This window comes from Sphingopyxis sp. BSNA05 (assembly GCF_013265645.1).
GTDB lineage: Bacteria > Pseudomonadota > Alphaproteobacteria > Sphingomonadales > Sphingomonadaceae > Parasphingorhabdus.
The window spans coordinates 60079-79662 of record NZ_PYIA01000136.1 but is presented as its reverse complement, the minus strand read 5'-3'; the positions used below and the strand labels follow the sequence as shown (position 1 = coordinate 79662).

The 19584-nt window shown below is 58.1% G+C and carries 7 protein-coding genes, 1 tRNA gene and 7 pseudogenes; 7 read left to right on the top strand and 8 right to left on the bottom strand.

Annotated elements, in window-relative coordinates; all coding sequences use genetic code 11:
• Nucleotides 1-14 precede the first annotated feature (14 nt).
• Nucleotides 15-2071, bottom strand: a pseudogene (recG, locus tag C8024_RS15790) (ATP-dependent DNA helicase RecG).
• A gap of 59 nt (nt 2072-2130) precedes the next feature.
• Here recG and C8024_RS15785 point away from each other — a divergent pair.
• Nucleotides 2131-2396, top strand: a pseudogene (locus C8024_RS15785) (succinate dehydrogenase assembly factor 2).
• Nucleotides 2397-2428: 32 nt separating this feature from the next.
• Nucleotides 2429-5895, top strand: a pseudogene (gene mfd / locus C8024_RS15780) (transcription-repair coupling factor).
• Here mfd and C8024_RS15775 read toward each other — a convergent pair.
• Nucleotides 5798-7813, bottom strand: coding sequence for a GGDEF domain-containing phosphodiesterase (locus tag C8024_RS15775; RefSeq protein WP_173206860.1), 2016 nt, complete (start codon nt 7811-7813; stop codon nt 5798-5800). The pseudogene mfd and the gene C8024_RS15775 sit on opposite strands and share 98 nt — an antisense overlap.
• Nucleotides 7814-8072: 259 nt before the next feature.
• On the opposite strand from C8024_RS15775, the gene moaA reads away from it, so the two are divergent.
• From moaA to C8024_RS15760, 3 genes and pseudogenes are all read left to right on the top strand, one after another.
• Complete coding sequence (gene moaA, locus C8024_RS15770; protein WP_254306001.1) at nt 8073-9059, top strand: GTP 3',8-cyclase MoaA; 987 nt, start codon at nt 8073-8075, stop codon at nt 9057-9059.
• Nucleotides 9056-9828: pseudogene (locus tag C8024_RS15765) on the top strand (NAD kinase). Before moaA ends, C8024_RS15765 begins: the two are co-directional and overlap by 4 nt.
• Before the next feature lie 74 nt (nt 9829-9902).
• Nucleotides 9903-9977, top strand: a tRNA-Asn gene (locus C8024_RS15760).
• A gap of 166 nt (nt 9978-10143) precedes the next feature.
• Here C8024_RS15760 and C8024_RS23670 read toward each other — a convergent pair.
• The 5 genes and pseudogenes from C8024_RS23670 to C8024_RS15735 all read right to left on the bottom strand — a co-directional run bounded on the left by C8024_RS23670 (nt 10144) and on the right by C8024_RS15735 (nt 17102).
• A complete protein-coding gene (locus tag C8024_RS23670) occupies nt 10144-11187 on the bottom strand; it encodes a GGDEF domain-containing protein (RefSeq protein ID WP_173206854.1) in 1044 nt (347 codons plus the stop codon).
• 1037 nt (nt 11188-12224) lie between these two features.
• Nucleotides 12225-12929, bottom strand: coding sequence for a hypothetical protein (locus tag C8024_RS15750; RefSeq protein WP_173206851.1), 705 nt, complete (start codon nt 12927-12929; stop codon nt 12225-12227).
• A gap of 249 nt (nt 12930-13178) precedes the next feature.
• The gene (locus C8024_RS15745; RefSeq protein ID WP_254306000.1) at nt 13179-13898 is read right to left on the bottom strand and encodes a sulfite exporter TauE/SafE family protein; all 720 of its coding nucleotides are present in this window, start codon (nt 13896-13898) and stop codon (nt 13179-13181) included.
• 32 nt (nt 13899-13930) lie between these two features.
• Nucleotides 13931-16671: pseudogene (secA, locus tag C8024_RS15740) on the bottom strand (preprotein translocase subunit SecA).
• Nucleotides 16656-17102, bottom strand: a complete 447-nt coding sequence (locus C8024_RS15735; protein ID WP_173206848.1) for a hypothetical protein — start codon at nt 17100-17102, stop codon at nt 16656-16658. The pseudogene secA and the gene C8024_RS15735 overlap by 16 nt, the downstream one beginning before the upstream one ends.
• Before the next feature lie 58 nt (nt 17103-17160).
• Here C8024_RS15735 and argJ point away from each other — a divergent pair.
• Nucleotides 17161-18389, top strand: a pseudogene (argJ, locus tag C8024_RS15730) (bifunctional glutamate N-acetyltransferase/amino-acid acetyltransferase ArgJ).
• Nucleotides 18390-18393: 4 nt separating this feature from the next.
• A pseudogene (locus C8024_RS15725) lies at nt 18394-19198 on the top strand (inositol monophosphatase).
• Here C8024_RS15725 and trxA read toward each other — a convergent pair.
• Nucleotides 19195-19521, bottom strand: coding sequence for a thioredoxin TrxA (gene trxA, locus C8024_RS15720; RefSeq protein ID WP_100095014.1), 327 nt, complete (start codon nt 19519-19521; stop codon nt 19195-19197). The pseudogene C8024_RS15725 and the gene trxA sit on opposite strands and share 4 nt — an antisense overlap.
• Between the last annotated feature and the right edge of the window lie 63 nt (nt 19522-19584).

The window sequence follows — 19584 nt, the reverse complement described above, 5'->3', positions numbered from 1 at the left end:
ACGGCAACTAGGCGCTATCCACTGCGCAACAGACTGACGCCCCAGTCCCTCTCAAAAAGATAAAGGGCAACACGCGCTGCCTGCCCTCTTTCGCTGTCCAGGCCACCATCCCGTTCGAGCAAAAGCCTCGCATCATCGGTCGCCGCTCCGATAAATTCATTCACCTGTGCGGGCGTCGCAATACGAAAGCCGGCATCACCCGATTGTCGGGTACCGAGCAGTTCCCCCGCCCCGCGCAACCGCAAGTCTTCCTCGGCGATACGAAAGCCGTCGTTGGTCTCGCGCATCAGCGTGAGGCGGCGCGCGCCGTTTCGCTCAGCGTTTCGCCTCGAATCAGCAGGCAGTTGGACTTGACGCTCCCCCGGCCCACCCGTCCGCGGAGCTGGTGCAACTGGGCGAGACCAAAACGGTCGGCAGCTTCGATAATCATCAGGCTGGCATTGGGCACATCGACCCCGACCTCGATCACCGTGGTGGCCACCAGCACCTTAATCTCGTCGCGCTGGAAGCGGGTCATTACCAGATCTTTTTCCGGCCCCTTCATCCGGCCGTGCACCAGGCCGACCTGATCACCGAAGCGTGCAGACAATGCAGCGGCGCGGTCCTCAGCCGCCGCGAGATCGCTCTTCTCGCTCTCGTCAATCAGGGGACAGACCCAGTAGGCCTGACCGCCGGAAGCGATATGGCGGGCCAGCCCCTCAACCACGTCCGCCATTCGTGCGTCGGAGATCACGCTGGTGTCTATCGTCTGCCGCCCGGGTGGCAGTTCGTCGATGCGGGACACATCCATTTCGCCATATTGACTCAAAGTAAGCGTCCGCGGGATCGGGGTTGCGGTCATCGCCAGCAAATGCGGCGTACGCTCGGCCTTTTGCGTCAGCATAAGGCGCTGAGACACGCCGAATTTATGCTGCTCATCGATGACCGCGACGGCGAGATTCCTATATTTCACATGGTCCTGAAATATCGCGTGCGTTCCGATCAGGATATTGATCGAACCATCCATCACTCCCATCAGTGTCGCCTCGCGAACCTTCCCCTTGTCGCGTCCGGTCAATATGGCGATGTTGATCGGAAGGCCCGTCAGCAATTTCTGGAGTCCTTCGTAATGCTGCCGTGCCAAAATTTCCGTCGGTGCCAGAAAAGCACCCTGATAGCCCGCTTCTACCGCAGACAGCAGCGCCATCAGCGCCACCAGAGTCTTTCCCGAGCCGACATCACCTTGAAGCAGACGTAACATCGGAGCGTTTTGCGCGAGATCGCCTTCAATTTCGACAATGCAACGTTTCTGGGCATCGGTCAGCTCAAACGGCAGCTTCAACCTGTCGCGTAACCTGCAATCGCCTTGAATAGGGATGCCTTTCTTGCTCCGGTTGCTGGCGCGCACCAGCATGAAGGCGAGTTGGTTGGCAAATACCTCATCATAGGCGAGCCTGTCACTGCTATCTTCGCTTTCGACGCGATGAAGCGCAACGATACTGTCCTTCCAACTCTTCCAGTCTTTCGCAGCAAGCTGGCTCGGTTCGATCCATTCCGGTAACGTCGGAGCTAGCGCCAAGGCCTGCCCAACCAGCTGCTTCATTCGCCCATTGCCCAACCCTTCTGCTAACGGATAGATCGGCTCCAGAAGCGCGATGCTGTCGCCCTGCCCGGGTTCGAGAACCTGATCCGGATGGACCATTTGCAGTTCGTCGCCATAGCGTTCGAGCTTTCCGGAAATGACCTTGGACTCACCCAGCGGCAGCAGTTTCTTGGGCCAGCCCGGATTCCGTCCAAAAAAGGTTAGACTGATATAGTTGCCCAACTTGTCCGTAGCGTGGACCCGCAAGGGACTGCGTGGCCCGCCGGTACGATAATCAACAGGTGTCACCTCAACGATGATCGTCTCGCCGACATCGACTTCATCGAGTTCCTCAACGCGTTTGCGATGCATCCAGTAGCTTGGTTGATGGTAGAGCAGATCTTTGACCCGAGTCAGCCGCAGCTTTTCAAGCGGCTTGGCCAGCACCTTGCCGACGCCTTTGAGCGACTGGGTTTCGCCAAATAATGGATTGAGTATCTCGGGCCGCATGTCTATCCGCCTTTATACCCCCGCTGGCCCATTATGCCAGCCAAGTTGGAGCAGTAATTATGGATCGCGAAACCAAGCTGAAACGGCTGCAATTTCGCGCCTGGCATCGCGGGACCCGCGAGGCGGATTTTCTCATTGGCGGTTTTTTGATCGCTATAGTCCTAACTGGTCCGAAGAGGATATCGACTGGTTCGAAAAGCTGCTCGTTGAAGACGACGTGGATGTCATGGCCTGGGCAATTGGCACGCTGCCCGTTCCTTCGGCTTTCAGGGGGCCGCAAATGGATGATATGCAGAAACTCGACTATATCGATGCAACGAAATAATATTCCTGTCCTATATCCAGAAGCGATCCCCAGTGTCTTATCCAGATAGATTATTATCCGCCGAACAAGGCATGACCATAGTCGGTGTGCCGGCTGGCTATCGCCCGCTGTTCCTGTCGGAAGTTGCGACCCAATCGGGCCGGCGCACGATGTTTATCGCGACCGATGACGCGGCGATGAGCGCGGTTGTCGAAGCGGCCCGCTTTTTGCACCCGATCTCGATATCATCGAATTTCCGGCCTGGGACTGCCTGCCTTATGACCGTGCTTCCCCGGCTCTTCACACCACTTCGGACCGGCTCGCAGCCTGGCAAAACTGGCTCAGCCGTTCTCGGGCGCGCAGTTGCTGGTCACGACGGTCAACGCGGCAACACAGCGCGTACTAGCGCCATCGCGAATCAAGGAATTTGTTACCCGCTTGGCACCCGGCACGATCGTCGAGCAGGAAAAGCTGATTTCATTTCTCTATGCCAACGGATTTGTCCGCGTCGACACGGTGGCTGACAGCGGCGAATTTGCGGCCCGTGGCGGTCTGATCGATCTCTTCCCGCCGGGCGCCGAGCTGCCCATCAGGATTGACCTTTTTGGCGACGAAATCGAAACGCTGCGACAGTTCGATCCCGCAGACCAGCGAACCGTCGGCAATATTGATAGCCTGGAACTGCTCCCGGTATCGGAATTCCTGCTGGACCCGGAGAGCATTACGCGTTTTCGCACGCGCTATCGCGATCTCTTTGGTGCGGTTGCGACAAGCGACGCACTCTATCAGTCCATATCGGAAGGACGCCGTCTGGCAGGGATGGAACATTGGCTGCCGCTGCTCGAAGACCAGCTCGCAACCATTTTCGATTATGTCGGGGATGACAGTCTGATCTTGCGGGATACGGCTGGAACTGCAGCGGCAGAGGCGCAATTTGTCGCCATTGCGGATTATCACAAGAACCGGGTCGAAGCCGATAAGGCCAATCTGTCGAGCTACCGCCCGCTACCCCCGGAAATGCTCTATCTGACGCCGGAAGAATGGCGGACCCGCGAGAATGACGCGCCCATCCATATTCTAAGCGAATTTGACGAACCGGAATCGGACAGCGTCATGTCGATGTCGGTGTCTTCACCCCGCGACTTTTCTCCGGAACGAGCCCGCAACGAGAATATTTACCAGGCACTAGGCAGCCATCTCAAAGGCCTGACAAAGGCCGGAACCACGGCCATAGTCGCCAGCTATAGCAAGGGATCGCGCGCCCGTATCTTCGACCTTCTCAAGGACCATGATGTCAAGGGAGCCGTGCTGTGCGATGATTGGGCATCCTGCCTCTCGGCTGCGCCTGCAATAGCACTGACAATCTTGCCCCTGTCTTCCGGATTCCGATCGGAAGACCTGTCTTTGCTCACCGAACAGGATATTTTCGGAGACCGGCTGGTTCGCAAGTCGAAGCGGCGCAAAAGCAGCGACGCCTTCATCGAGGAACTGTCCGCGCTGAGTCTGGGCGATCTGGTCGTCCATCTCGAACATGGCATCGGGCTTTACGAAGGCATCGTCTCCATTCCGGTCGGCGACAGTCCGCATGATTGCGTTCATCTGAAATATGCCGGCGGCGACAAGCTTTATGTCCCGGTCGAGAATATCGATGTTCTCAGCCGCTATGGCGAAGGCGGCGAGAGCGTTGTCCTGGACAAGCTGGGTGGCGAAGGCTGGCAGCGGCGCAAGTCAAAGCTGAAGGAACGCATCCGGGCGATTGCCCACGTACTCCTGAGAACGGCCGCTGCACGTGCCTTGCAGCCGGCCACCCCGGCTCGCGTGGAGGCCAGCGAGATGGCTGGCTTTGTGGACCGATTTCCCTATCAGGAAACCGATGACCAGCAGCAGGCAATCGAGGAAGTTCTCGGCGATATGGCCTCCGGCAAGGCGATGGACCGCCTGGTCTGTGGTGATGTCGGTTTCGGCAAGACTGAAGTCGCGATGCGCGCTGCCTTTGCTGCCGCAATGGCCGGTATGCAGGTTGCGATCATAGCGCCGACAACGCTTCTTGCACGCCAGCATTTCAACAATTTCGAAGAGCGTTTTCGCCCCTTTCCCGTCAAGATCGGTCGGCTGTCCCGTCTGGTTCCACCAGCGGAAGCCAAGAAGACCAAAGAAGGCCTGGCGAGCGGTGAAGTCGACATTGTGATCGGCACGCATGCCCTGCTCGCCAAATCCATAGAATTCCAGCGGCTCGGCCTGATCATTATCGATGAAGAGCAACGTTTCGGGGTCACCCATAAGGAACGATTGAAGGCGATGAAGGCGGATGTGCACGTCCTCACCCTGACCGCCACGCCTATTCCTCGGACGTTGCAGATGGCGATGACCGGCATGCGCGAACTGTCGGTCATCCAGACTCCGCCTGTCGACCGGCTGGCGGTGCGCACCTACGTCATGCCATGGGACCCGGTACCGCTGCGCGAAGCGCTGTTGCGCGAACATTATCGCGGCGGCCAGTCTTTCGTGGTCGTGCCGCGGATCGCGGATCTTGCCGACATCGAAGATTCTTCAAGAAACATGCACCCGAGCTCACCTATGTTGTTGCCCATGGACAGATGCCGCCGGCAACGGTGGAAGAGCGGATGTCCGCTTTTTACGACCGTAATTATGATGTGCTGCTTTCGACCACTATCGTCGAAAGCGGTCTGGATATTCCCAGCGCGAACACACTGATCATCCACCGTGCCGACCGGTTCGGCCTAGCCCAGCTCTATCAGCTGAGAGGCCGTGTCGGGCGCTCCAAAACGCGCGCTTATGCTTATATGGTTACCCCAAAAGACCGGATCATTACCGAAAAGGCGGAGAAGCGACTGAAGATCCTCGGCGATCTCGACAGCCTTGGTGCCGGCTTTGAGCTCGCCAGCCATGATCTGGATATCCGCGGTGCAGGCAACCTGCTGGGCGACGAGCAATCGGGTCATATCAAGGAAGTCGGCTTCGAACTTTACCAGTCAATGCTGGAGGATGCGATTCTCGAGGCGAAGGCCAAGGCTCCGGCCTGCAAGCCACCACCGACAGCTTCTCTCCGCAAATCACGGTCGATGCGCCCATATTGATACCGGAAGCCTATGTTCCCGATCTTTCGCTCCGGATGGGGCTCTATCGCCGCATGAACGGGCTTAAAACCCTTCAGGAAATCGAATCCTTTGCCGCGGAAATGATCGACCGGTTCGGCGACCTGCCTATCCAGACCGACAATCTGCTCAAGCTCATGCATATCAAGATGAATTGCGTGAAAGCGAAGATTGCGAAAATCGAGATGGGGCCGCGCGGGGCTCTGGTCACGTTCCACAACGACAGCTTTCCCAACGTCCCAGGCTTGCTCGATTATGTCGACCGTCTCAAAGGAACCGCCAAGATCAGGCCCGATAACAAGCTGTTCATCGAACGCAAGTGGCGCGATCCCAAGTCCCGCCTGCATGGCCTGACCCAATTGACGACCGGCCTATCGAAACTCGCGCAACGCGTGTCTGCCTAGCTGCTGCGCAGGGCGAAGGCTTCGAACTCGTCCGGCGACAGCGCACCGGAACGCAGGAAACCCTGAAAAACTCGCAGCCCTGATCGGCGAGAATATCAAGCTGGGATTCGGTTTCGATGCCTTCGGCGACCACGCTCAGGTCAAGACTATGTGCCATGTCTATTATCGATCGCACGACAACCTGGTCCTTGGGCGAACCACTCATGTCCCCGGTCAACCCGCTGTCGATCTTCAGATAGTCAACCGGCAGTTCCTTGAGATAGGACAAGCTGCTGTAACCGGTGCCGAAATCGTCAATTGCTATGCAGATGCCTTTCTTGCGCAACCGGTGCAATTTGGTCGCCGAGGCCGACAAATTGCCGATCAGCTCTGACTCGGTGATCTCGAGCGTCAGATGGGCCGGATCAAAGCCGGCGGTTTCGACTTGCCCCAGCATGTCATCGACAAATGTTTTCGCCGCCAGATCGCCGGCGGTGATATTCAGCGACAGCCGCAAGGACCCGAGACTTGCCGGCCATCGAGCGGCTAGTGTCAACGCCTGCTTGTGTATCTGGGTCGATAGCGAATCCATCACCCCCGCCCGCTCGGCAACGGCGAACAAGGTGGACGCGCCGAGTAATCCATATTCGGGATGCTCCCACCGCGCCAGAGCCTCTGCACCAAATAATGCTCCGCTATCGACCTTGATTTGCGGCTGGAATACGATGACGATTTCACCGCGCCCCATAGCTCCGGGCAATTGCTCCTCCAGCACCTCTTCCAGATGGACATCGGCTTCGGACACGGTGCTGAAATGGATCGGCAGAGCGTCCGCGGCGGTCGCTTCCGCGAGCGCCAGGACCGCTTTTCTGATCAATGTTTTGTCGCTGGAATCCTTGGTCCCGATCGCGACGCCCGCCCGTACGACGGGATTGATCGGCCGCCCCTCGAGCTGCAAGTCGCCAAAGATGGCGCCGATCAGTTCATTGGCAAAATCCGAGACCTTGCTATTGCCGAAATCGGCAAGCGCTATCAGAAAATTCTGACCGTCAAGACGCGCCACGAGATGCGGTCCCGCATATTGACGATGCGCCTGGTCCATCAGCCTGTGCCCGACAATCCGCAGCAACTGGTCCCCAGCATTGCGTCCGAACGCGGCGTTGATCATCCGGAAATTCTTGATCCCGATCGCAATCAGGGTCAGCTGGCTGCCGTCATCCAGTTTCCGCCTGATCCACGTCCGCGCCGATGCCGCATTGCGCAACCCGGAAAGCAGATCCCGTCCGGTCCAGTCCTCCGCGTCCCCGCCACTGGCGAGATATTCGATTCTGCCGGAAATGAGGCCATCGGCCTCGTGCAGATGATGGATCACCGGGCGGCCATTGAACCGGTGCGGTACCGCCGCTTGCCTGGCACCATCCCGCAAACGCCCCATGGCTCCTCGCACACGACACCGCTCCTCGGGCGAGAGCGTGCGATAAATGCCGGTCAGCGGATAACGCCCGAAGTCAATCTCGCCAGCAGCGGCCAGCAGGCTATCGCTGATCCAATATTCCCTGAGGCTGCCGCCGGTCATCGACCATTGCAGATCTCCCAGTGTCAGCAGCGATTGTTCATGGCTCGCGCGTTCGGCGCCACCTCTGAAATTTTCGACATAGCGATAGGCATAGTTGATCGCCTGGTTCAGATTTGCACCGGTATCGGCGAAATCCAGATAATGGGTCGCGCCGGCCTCGAAACATTGCGCGATAGTCTCAGCATCGTGGCTGCTGTCGACCAATGCCAATATCGCGATGCCGCTTTCGGTTGCCGTGCTCGCAAGCTCGGCGATTGCCTGTGCGCCTTCCCGTTCGGATTGACGGACATCGATCACCGCGATCATCGCGCCGGCGGAGAAGAACCGGGCGCTGAGATTATCCAGCCGGCGGGCCGAATGCACCCGCCATCCCAAAGCCGCGATTTCAGCCGCCAGCGGATCGCGCTCGTGGAACGAAAGCAGAAACAGGTTTCTGAATTCGGCCGGACGGACAGTCGGGGTGGACGATATTTTGACTTCGAGACTCCTTGAACCGGGTGACCTGAACGCCGTTTTACAGGCGGCAGACTATCTTTTCCGTAGCAGGAAAACCTTTATAGGGCGTTGCCTGCCTATCCGGAAAGCGCTAGCCCTATAGCATTGAATCGACATGAGGCGCCCAATGCAAGACGGTTTCGGACGCAAAATTGATTATCTTCGCATTTCGGTCACCGACCGGTGCAATTTCCGCTGCCAATATTGCATGTCGGAGAAGATGACCTTCATGCCGAAGTCCGAGCTTCTGACACTGGAAGAGATCACTCTCATCGCCGAACGTTTTATCGGTCACGGCATCCGGAAGATCCGGCTGACCGGCGGCGAGCCACTGGTCAGACGGGATATGAAAGACGTGATCCAGCGGCTGGGCAGGAAGGTGGCTTCCGGCGAGCTGGAAGAACTGACCCTGACCACCAACGGGTCCTTGCTCACCGAATATGCCGATCATCTCGCGAGTCATGGCGTGCGGCGGATCAATGTCAGCATGGACACGCTCGATCCCGCCCGCTTTGCCGAGATCACCCGTGGGGCCGATGTGAGCGTCGTGCTGGACGGCATAAGAGCCGCCAGCGAAGCCGGTATCCGGGTCAAGATCAACATGGTTGCGGTTCGCGACTTCAACGAAGCCGATCTCCTGCCGATGGCCGAATATTGCGCCGAACGGGGACATGATCTGACGGTTATCGAGAGCATGCCTCTGGGCGATGTAGGGGCTGATCGAAAGCTGGCCCACATTGCCGCCGATGCGTTCCTGGCGCCCTTGCAGGACCAATATTCCATCCAGCCCATTTCCCACCGCAGCTCCGGCCCCGCGCGCTATGTCTCGGTCGAACCCCTGGGTCTGCGCCTCGGCCTGATCACACCGCTGAGCAACAATTTCTGCGATGATTGTAACCGCTTGCGCCTGACCACCGACGGCAAGATCTTCATGTGCCTTGGTCACAACGCACATGTCGATCTGCGCGCGGCGGTTCGCGAGAATGGCATCGCTGCCGTTGACCAATTGCTCCAACAGGCTCTAAAGCTCAAACCGCAGCGCCATGATTTCAATGCGCAGCTCGATGGGTCCGCAGAGATATTGGAGCGTCATATGAACGTCACAGGCGGATGAACGACAAGAAATGGGCACTGATCGTGTCTCCTACGGCGCCGGCGCAGGAAGCGGCCGACAAGCTGAAAGCGCTGCTCGACTGGGTTCCGGTCGAAGAAGCCGATCAGGCCGTGGTTCTGGGCGGCGACGGTTTCATGCTGCAGACCTTGCACCAGATGCTCAATCGCCGGAAGATCATGCCGGTCTATGGCATGAACCTGGGCACGGTCGGCTTTCTGATGAACAACTGGCATCTGGAAGATCTGAACGAGCGCCTCGCCAAGGCCCGCGCTTTCAAGGTCAAGCCCCTGAAGATGGATGTCGAGACCATTTCCGGCGCCAGCTTCACCCTGCCCGCGATCAATGAAGTGTCGCTGCTGCGCGAAACCCGGCAAACAGCAAAGCTCGAAATCGAGATCAACGGCCGGATCATGATGGAAGAGCTGGTCTGCGATGGCGTTCTCATTGCCACGCCCGCCGGCTCGACCGCCTATAATCTGTCCGCAAACGGTCCGATTCTTCCGCTGACCTGCAATCTTCTCGCGCTGACCCCGATCAGCCCCTTCCGGCCACGCCGCTGGAAAGGCGCCATATTGCCGGACAAGATGGAGATCACCATCCGCGTCCTCAACCCCGAAAACGGCCGGTTAGCGCAGTTGGCGACCAGCAGGAAGTCCGCGATGTCAGCTGCGTAAAGGTGGCCATTGACCGCAGCCAGTCGCTGACCATGTTGTTCGATCCGGAACATGCACTGGATGATCGCATCGCCATGGAACAATTTGTCGTTTGATGGCTTGCGGGACGCAAATGACATTGTTATAGGCGCGCTTCACCATGAAAGGCTCGGTCCAGAATCGAGCGTGTTCCCCGATAGCTCAGTGGTAGAGCATTCGACTGTTAATCGAATGGCCGTTGGTTCGAATCCAACTCGGGGAGCCATTTTCCTACCTCCACCTCCCAGAAAATATCCGTTCTCCGGCCGGTGCATGGCGTAAAACCCGGTCTGGCGGTGGCAGAACCTGTCTTTCGAATCAGCGGATATGGCGGTCTATCACGGCTGGCCGACTGTAGGAAAGCCGGCCCTGACCGCGGCTGCCCCGGAGAATCAGGCCGCCTGCGCCAGCGCAACCTGGTTACGACCGTTGCGCTTGGCCTGGTATAGCGCCTGATCGGCGCGGTCCATGGCATCGGTCAGCGAATCGGCATCGGTCAGCACCGCCAGTCCGAAGCTCGCGGTGACCTTGTGATCGGGCGCCAGTTCCGGATGGGCAACGAAGCGCAGCGAATCGCACATATGCTGCGCCAGAAGCTGCGCGGTCTCGAGCGGAATCCAGTCGGTCAGGATCGCAAATTCCTCGCCACCGGTGCGGGCCACCTGCCCCTGTTCCTGACACAGGCCGGAGGCCGTCTTTGCAACCCGTTGCAGAACCTTGTCGCCCGCCGCATGGCCATATTGGTCGTTTACCCGCTTGAAATGGTCGATATCGAACAGGATGACCGCCCGGATATACTGCCTGTCCCGGTCGTCTGCCCCGGAGCTGTTGAACAGTCCTTTCAGCCCGCGCCGGTTCAGCAGGCCGGTCAGCGGGTCGCGATTGGACTGTCCGTGGAAATGCCAGACCATGTCCAGCCCGGCGGCGTATAACAGCACCACCGCAAGACCCAGCGCGCAGATGCCGCTGGTGAAATGGAATATCCAGGCATATTCCGATTGCGAATAGCTCTGCTCGGTCAGAGTCAGGCCATGCAGCGAATAGACAATCAGGATACGCACCACAAATATCGCCGCAACGGTCGCAATCACGCCGAACAGCACCCCGTCGATCACCTTTTCGCCCGCCTTCCACAGAGGCGGGAGCGCGAGCGCCAGCAGGATCGCGGCCACCACGCTGACCAGAACCGAACGAATCGATATGTCGGGGGCGACGAAGGTAAGGACGGTAAAGGCCGTCATCGCCGAGGACAGGATAAGCCCCACGATAATATTGGGAAATGCGGCGTTGCACCGGACATAGACCGCCTTGGCAATCGCCAGGCTGAATATCCAGAACATACTGGTGGAGACGAAGATGAAGCCGACGCTGGTCGACGGGGTTCGCGTGCTGTCGATGATATAGGCCGCCAGAGCCGCCGAATAGGCGACCGCCACCCATCCCGGGAACGGCTGGCGCTTGTTGAAAAATGGATCAGCCAGAATACCAGCGCAAAAATCGCCAATATGAGGACGGTCTGGATATGAAAGCCGGAATTCTCTGACATCGGATTCAACATAGCAATGATCTGCCAACGAATTGTTAACCGCCGCATTTCTGTCTGCCGCCTCCCTCTGGTTCGTCAACGATAGCAGTCAGGACCGCTTTTTCACGATCATATAGTCCGTTGCAATTACCTCCTTCAATCTGTTGTAATAGCGGAAAATTCGCAAAAATTAAAAATCAGGGTCACACGGGTCACACCCCCTAAAGCGGAAAAAGCTTTGCCGGCGGAAAGGGCTTATCGGGGCAGGAAGCTGACAGCCATTTTATGCCCGGAAAAATCGTGCCCGAAGCCGAAAGCAACCCGCCGGGACGCAGAGCGGCGGGCGGGTGGCTGAATGTGCAGTATCATCGTCATGGCACCGGTTTATCAGATCGGCAATACTGTAGGAAAGAGCGGATTGGGTCATATTACAGACTGATGCAGCTTCTCCTGTGAGCGAGACGAAAAGCGCAAATGCTGAAGCGGTCGTGACCAAAATTCCATGGACTCACGCGAAGCCGCGAAGGCGCGAAGGAATTGCGCCTTGTCTTAAGGCCTCGGTGGGTTGGTAGCTTCGTGCGATTCAAGAACCTGCCGTTCCCCGTCACATGGCGCGGCATATCGGATAGAACTAAACGGGCGAGGCGAGCCAGGTGCTCTTAGTTTGACAATAGCAGCACTCGGTAAACGGCGGAAGCTTGTACGTTACGGTCAGGAAATTCGCGGCATTATGCAGGAGTTACAGGAAGGTCAGCGGGAGCACGGGGAAAGGCCCGTGGGTAAGCTGATCTTGGTTATGTTTTTAGCTTGCGTGTCTGCTCCCAGCGCAAAGGCTGAACGGTTCCTTCACCCCGTTGCTAACATACTTCCCTCCGGTGCTTCGTTCATTGTCGAAAACATCTCGATAAGTAACATTGATGGTGACAAAGGTTTGGAATTCTCCGCTACTTATTTTTCCCAAATTTCGTTGTCCAAACGATGAAAAATATTTTTGATGGCAATATCATTTGGGGGAGCGACGGAGAAATCACTTTCGTCCCTTTTCATTCGCAGAATCATATCACCATCTTTGGTCGCAATATGACTATCAATCACCATGTACGCGCCATGGGCTGGCGTCACCCCATAGTTTTTGATGATTACGGTAAGACCTGTGCCAGTTTTCGTGCCTTCGCTAGGCATAAGGTCGGAAGAACTATAATGAACAGAATCTATGTCGACATAGGCACGTAATTGAATTTCGCTGGTGTGACGCGCAATTCTATTAGATTCCCTCATTTCGTCGGTAGCCTCGCCGGTATCTTCAACGGCCTCACGAGTGAGCATGATCTGCCAATAAAGGCCAATTGTACCAGCAATCGTGACGGCTAGGCCAAGCCCGGTGAGTACCAAAAGCCAGAAAGCCCATTCGGCCATATCCCGTTGAGCGTTAAGATCATATTCGGCGCGCAGGCTTTCGCGTCCGGTTGCTATGGCTTGCTCTATACATTCCTGACGGTGGGAAAGTTCGGGATTGTCGAAACAAATGTCTATGCTCTTGGCAGTGCTTTCGGGATATTTACCGGCATAACCATAGGACTGAGCCTCATTATAGCCTGATAAATTACCAAGCTGGAACGAATAAGCTAAAGTTGCAAATGCGATACCTGTCATAATTAGCCCGACTAGGAAAGCTGCAAAGTATCGACCTTTATCGCTTCCAGACATTGTAATTAAAACACCACTGTAGATTTACCCGACAGATGTTATTCCTTACATTCGGCTAAGAGTCCATCTCCGTTGAGTTAAATGCATTATAAATGGTGTTTATTGAAATTACGGTGACAGTTGCAACACCCTCCCCCGGTTTCACCCCCTCAAACCCACAAATCCGCACCGCCACATAGAGGATCAACAACGCCGTCAGCCGCCTGATCCAGATCTCGGGCAAGGCTTTGCTGGCCAACAGGCTGCCGACCTGCCCGCCGAGCAGCACGCCGAGGAACAGCGGCCAATAGGCCAGGATCGCCTCGCCGCCGCTGCTCCATCCTGATTTGCCAATTGTCCGGCCAGGCCGGCAACCGAATTGACCAGAATGAAGACGCTGGCGGTCGCGGCGATGCGGCGGCTGTCGGACCAGCGGGTGAGCAAAAGGATCGGAGCGAGGAAGATGCCGCCGCCGATGCCGACCATGCCGGAGAGGAAGCCGATGCCGGTGCCGGTGGCGGGGGCGAACAGGCGGTGGCCGGTCCATTGTCCCGCGGGGGCGCTATCCCCTGCCCGCTTGATGAACGGTTCGATGATCAGCAACAGGCCCGCGGCCGCCAGCGACAGGCCGAGCAGCAACATGAAACTGTCCTGCGCCAGAATCATGCGCCCGCCCAGCCAGGCGGCCGGCACGGACAGCAACAGGATCGGCCAGATCCTGCGCCAGTCGATCAGGCCGCGCGACTGGAAGCGGATGGTGCCGCCGGTCACAACGATGATATTGCACAGCAGCGCAATGACCGGCAGCGCCCGATAGTCGAGCGATGCCAGTGCCAGCAGGGCGATATAGGTGGAGCCGCCGCCAAAACCGACGCTGGCGTAGAGCGCGGCGGTCAAAGCAAACAGCAGGGCCAGGACGGGAATTGAAAAATCCATCTCAGTTCCCGCCCGGCTGCCGGTGTTTCAGATCAAAACTTGCCGTGGCAATGCTTGTATTTGCGGCCCGAACCACAGGGGCATGGCGCGTTACGGCTGACCTTGCTGCCGTCGAAGGCATCTTGCGGATTGTCCATTTGTCCGGATTGCCGTGGCGGCAAGGCGGTGGATACGGTCCCCAGGGTGCCGCCGTCGATATCATTGCTGTTATCCTCGCCGGTCAGCGGATCGATGTGCGTGGTCAGGAAATCGGGCAATTCCGGCAGATCGGGCACAACCAGCTCTTCCTGCTGGTGGAACTGGCTGATCGCGATGGTCTTCGTCACGCCTTCGCGGATGATTTCCAGCATCCGCTCGAACAGCCCAAAGGCTTCCTGCTTATATTCGTCGAGCGGCTTTTTCTGGGCATAGGCGCGCAGGAACACAACCTGACGCAGCGCGTCGAGCGTGGCGAGATGCTCTTTCCAGTGATGGTCGAGCAATTCGAGCAGGATCGACTTTTCGATATCCTCCCACACGCCGGGCTTCTCGGCATCGACCTGCGCCTTTTTCGCAGCAAAGTCGGCATCGGCCAGCTCGGCGATCCGAGTCTCGATCAGCTCGGGTTCGACGGCGTCTTCCTGCAGCCAGCTGTCGATATCGGGCGCGAGGTTGAGCACGTCCTTGACGCGGGTCTTCAGCCCTTCGATATCCCATTGCTCGGGATAGCTGCCCGGAGGACAGGCATCGGCGACCATTGCGTTGACGGTTTCGTGCCGCATGTCCTCGACGACATCGCCGACCGTGTCGGCATCCATGATTTCCGAGCGCTGCTCGTAGATCACCTTGCGCTGGTCGTTCATCACGTCATCATATTCGACGACCTGCTTGCGCGCTTCATAGTTGCGCGCCTCGACCTTTTCTGGGCGGTTTCAATGGCTTTCGACAGCCATTTGCCACCGATTGCCTCGCCGTCCTCGAGATTCTTGTTCATCATCTTGGCGAACATCGTTTCGGTGCCGAAGATGCGCAGCAGATCATCCTCGAGGCAGAGATAGAAACGGCTCAGCCCCGGATCGCCCTGGCGACCGGAACGGCCGCGCAGCTGGTTGTCGATCCGGCGGCTTTCATGCCGCTCGGTGCCAAGCACAAAGAGACCACCTGCCGCTCGTACTTCCTCGCGCAGCGCCCGGACTTCTTCCTCGATCTTGGCGATGGCCTTGTCCCGTTCCGGCCCCTCTTCCATATCGGCAAGTTCTTCCTCGATCCGGAAATCGATATTGCCGCCAAGCTGGATATCGGTGCCGCGACCGGCCATGTTGGTCGCAATCGTCACCGCACCGGGAGAACCGGCCTGCGCGACAATATGCGCTTCCTGCTCGTGGAAGCGGGCGTTTAGCACATTATGCTTCACGCCTTCCTTGTTGAGGAAGTCGGAGAGCAGCTCGGATTTCTCGATCGACACGGTGCCGACCAGAACCGGCTGGCCCTTGTCACTATGTTCCTTGACGGTCTTTGCAATGGCGGCAAATTTGTCGAGCGTATTCTTGTAGAATTCGTCATTCTCGTCGATCCGCTGGACCGGCTTGTTGGTCGGAATGGTGACGACATTCATCTTGTAGATTTCGAAAAATTCCGCCGCTTCGGTTTCCGCCGTGCCGGTCATGCCGGACAATTTGGGATACATGCGGAAATAATTCTGGAAGGTGATCGAGGCCATGGTCTGGTTTTCCGGCTCGATCTGGACGCCTTCCTTGGCTTCCACTGCCTGGTGCAGGCCGTTGGACCAGCGCCGTCCGTCCATCATCCGGCCGGTAAATTCGTCGATGATGATGACCTTGCCGTCCTTGACGATATAGTCGGTGTCGCGTTTGCGCATGACATTGGCCATCAGCGCCTGGTTGAGATGGTGGACGACCTGGGTATTCTCGAAATCATAGAGATTGTCACCGACCAGCAGACCGGCTTCCTCGAGCAGGCGTTCCGCCTTTTCCGTGCCTTCTTCGGTCAGCGAGATATTGCGTGATTTCTCGTCCTTTTCGTAATCTTCCTCGGTGATGTGCTGGACCACCGCGTTGACCTGCAGATAGAGGTCGGACTTGTCGTCGGTCGGGCCGGAGATGATCAAAGGCGTCCGCGCCTCGTCGATCAGGATCGAGTCGACTTCGTCGACGATCGCGAAATTGAACGGCCGCTGGACCATCTGGGCGCGCTCGTGCTTCATATTGTCGCGCAGATAGTCGAAGCCGAATTCATTGTTGGTGCCGTAGGTAATGTCCGCCGCATAGGCTGCGCGGCGCTCGGCCTCGCCCAGATTGGGGACGATCACGCCGACTTCCAGACCAAGGAAATTATAGACCTGGCTCATCCATTCCGCATCACGGCGGGCGAGATAGTCGTTGACGGTGACGACATGGACGCCCTTGCCCTCGATCGCGTTGAGATAGCAGGCGAGCGTCGCGACCAGCGTCTTGCCCTCACCGGTCCGCATTTCGGCGATTTCGCCGCGATGGAGCACGATACCGCCGATCAGCTGGACATCATAATGCCGCTGGCCCAGCGTCCGCTTGGCCGCTTCGCGAACGACCGCAAAGGCTTCCGGCAATATGTCGTCGAGCGTCTCGCCGCCGGCGACCCGTTCCTTGAACTGCACGGTCTTGGCCGCCAGTTCAGCGTCGGAGAGCGGTTCGACTTCCGTTTCGAACGCGTTGACCGCATCGACCACTTTCTGCATGGATTTGACGTACCGGTCATTGGCTGACCCGAAGATGGATTTGGCTAAACCGCCGAACATGACATTTTCCAATTTGTAAATTTTGACGGCCGGTAGCCGGCCGCGAACAGGATGAATTTGGGGAGAGTCTTTCGCCGTTCAATATCGGCGAAACAGAAAATGGCGCTAGGGCGCGCCTTCTTCATGCTCCAGCTTGTCGCCGGCTTCGCTGCGCATCGCGACAACGGCCCAGTCCGGCATGTTACTGCCGGTTTTCCGATAGTGCGCGACGCGACCAGGCAGGCTTCGGCCCAAGCGCAGGACTGGTGATCCGGTAGCGTATAAACGGCCGCTGCGATAATGGCGGAGGATTCGGCCTCTGCGGCCTCCGACAGGCTCGCCGCGCTGCCCAGTTCCGGCACCACGCGTTCCGCAGCCGCTGCCGACGCGGGCACGGCGAGGCCGACAGCGTTGAATAGCAGCAACATAAAACTTGCAAAATATGCGTTCATGGACAAGGCCTCGTCATATCAGCGCGTTCTATCAAAACATTGTATAAAGGCAAGTTAAGTGTCGGACAAACTTTCGCCCCTGGCGCCAGCACAATCTCCCGTTTTACCGGATATCGAGGGCGTATCCTGCCGCATTGCCCGCGCGCAGTACAAGGAGTGGGACCGCTGCGACCTGACCTTTGTCGAACTGGCAGCGGGCACAGCAGTCGCAGGGGTGCTGACGCAAAGCAAATGCCCTTCGCCGGAAGTCGAATATTGCCGCGAAGCGCTGAAAGGCGGCAAGGCGCGCGGTCTGGTCGTCAACGCCGGCAACGCCAACGCTTTTACCGGCGCGCGCGGCATCGCGGCCGTGCAGAAAATATTGTCTCTAGCCTCGGCGCATCTTGGTTGCGGGGAACATGAGATATTCGTGTCCTCGACCGGGGTGATCGGCGTGCCCTTGCCGCAGGACAAGGCCGAAGCGGGCCTGAAAGCGGTGTTTGCAGCGGATCCCTGCAGCTGGGAAGAGGCCGCGGCAACGATCATGACGACCGATACATTCCCGAAAATGGCGACCGCGAGCGCCGTCGTCGGCGGTAAGACCGTTCATCTGAGCGGCATCATCAAAGGGTCGGGCATGATCGCCCCGGATATGGCAACAATGCTCGGCTATATTTTCACCGATGCGTCGGTGGAGGCCGGCTTTTTGCAGCAGATGCTGAGCGCGGCGACGGCAAAAGCTTCAACTGCATCACCGTCGACAGCGACACGTCGACCAGTGATACCGTGCTGGCTTTCGCCACAGGGAAAAGCACGGCCCCTGCCCTGACGTCCTTTGACGACAATGGTGCCGATGCCTTCCAGGCGGCGCTGAGCGATCTGTGCATGCAAATGGCGCATCTGGTGGTCCGCGATGGCGAAGGCGCGAGCAAATTTATCGAAATCGCTGTGACCGGTGCGGAGAGCGATGACAGCGCCAAGCGCATTGCCCTCTCGATTGCCAATTCGCCGCTGGTCAAGACCGCCATTGCCGGCGAGGACGCCAATTGGGGGCGGGTCGTCATGGCGGTCGGCAAGGCCGGTGAGCCGGCGGACCGTGACCGGCTGGCGATCGGCTTTGGCGGCGTCACCGTCGCCCGCGACGGCTTGGTTGTGCCGGATTATGACGAGGCACCCGTCGCAGCGCATCTTAAAGGCAAAGAAATCGATATTACGGTCGACATTGGTCTGGGCGAAGGCCGGGCAACGGTCTGGACCTGCGACCTCACTCACGGCTATATCGAAATCAACGCCGATTACAGGAGTTAGGTCCTTGCATATTCTATATCAGCCCGTCCTCGACATCATCGAAAAGGCGGCGCGTGATATTGTGCTGCCTTATTACCAGAATCTGACATCGCACCAGATTGACGAGAAAACACCTGGCGATCTGGTGACCGTCGCCGACAAGCTCAGCGAGGAATATATCGCCGGGGCGCTTTCGGCCTTGCTGCCGGAGACCAAGATTGTCGGCGAGGAAGCCTTTGCCGCCGATGAATCGGTGCTGGACCAACTGGCCGACGGCCAGGTCTGTATCATCGATCCGATCGACGGGACCGGCAATTATGCTGCCGGACGGGGCCGTTCGGGATCATGATTGCCTTGGTCGAGGAGAATGAAACCGTCGCCGGCTGGCTTTACGATCCGCTGACCGGGCGCATCTGCCACGCGGCCAAAAACGGCGGCGCCTCATAAACGGGGAGCGGGTCACGGTTCCGGAAGACCATCCGGACAGGCCGGTGGCAGCCCTAGCAACCGGGTTCATGACGCCGGAAGAGCGCGACACTCTGCTCGCCGCAGCGCAGCCTTTTTACGAAATTGTCGATATTCCGCGCTGCGCCGCCGAGCAATATCCGAGACTGGTCGAGGGAACCAACCATCTCTCCGTATTCAAGCGTACACTGCCCTGGGACCATGCGTCCGGGGTATTGTTTCTCAATGAAGCCGGGGGAAAATGCGCGCGTTGGGACGGATCGGACTATCGCCCCGCAGACCGCAGGAAAGGCCTGCTCGGCGCCTCATCCCCGAAACTCTGGGACGAGGCAGCCGAGCGGCTCGGGGATATTTTCAGAAACTAGGCAGGTAGGCTGGATTCAAGCCAGGTTTTCAGCTGGCTTTTCGGAGCCGCGCCGACCTTGGTTTCAACCGGTGCACCATTGTGGAACAATATCATGGTCGGGATGCCACGCACGCCATATTTGGCGGGTGCATCGGGACTATCGTCGATATTGAGCTTGGCGATGGTCACCTTGCCGGCCAGTTCGTCGCTGATTTCTTCCAGCGCGGGGCCGATCATCTTGCAGGGGCCGCACCATTCCGCCCAGAAATCGACGAGCACGGGGCCGTCAGCCTTCAGGACATCGCCTTCGAAACTTGCGTCGGTAATTGCTTTGGTAGCCATAACGAATCTCCAATTGTTCAGACCCTATCTAGTTATGGTCAGGCCTCGGCTCAAGCGCGGTAG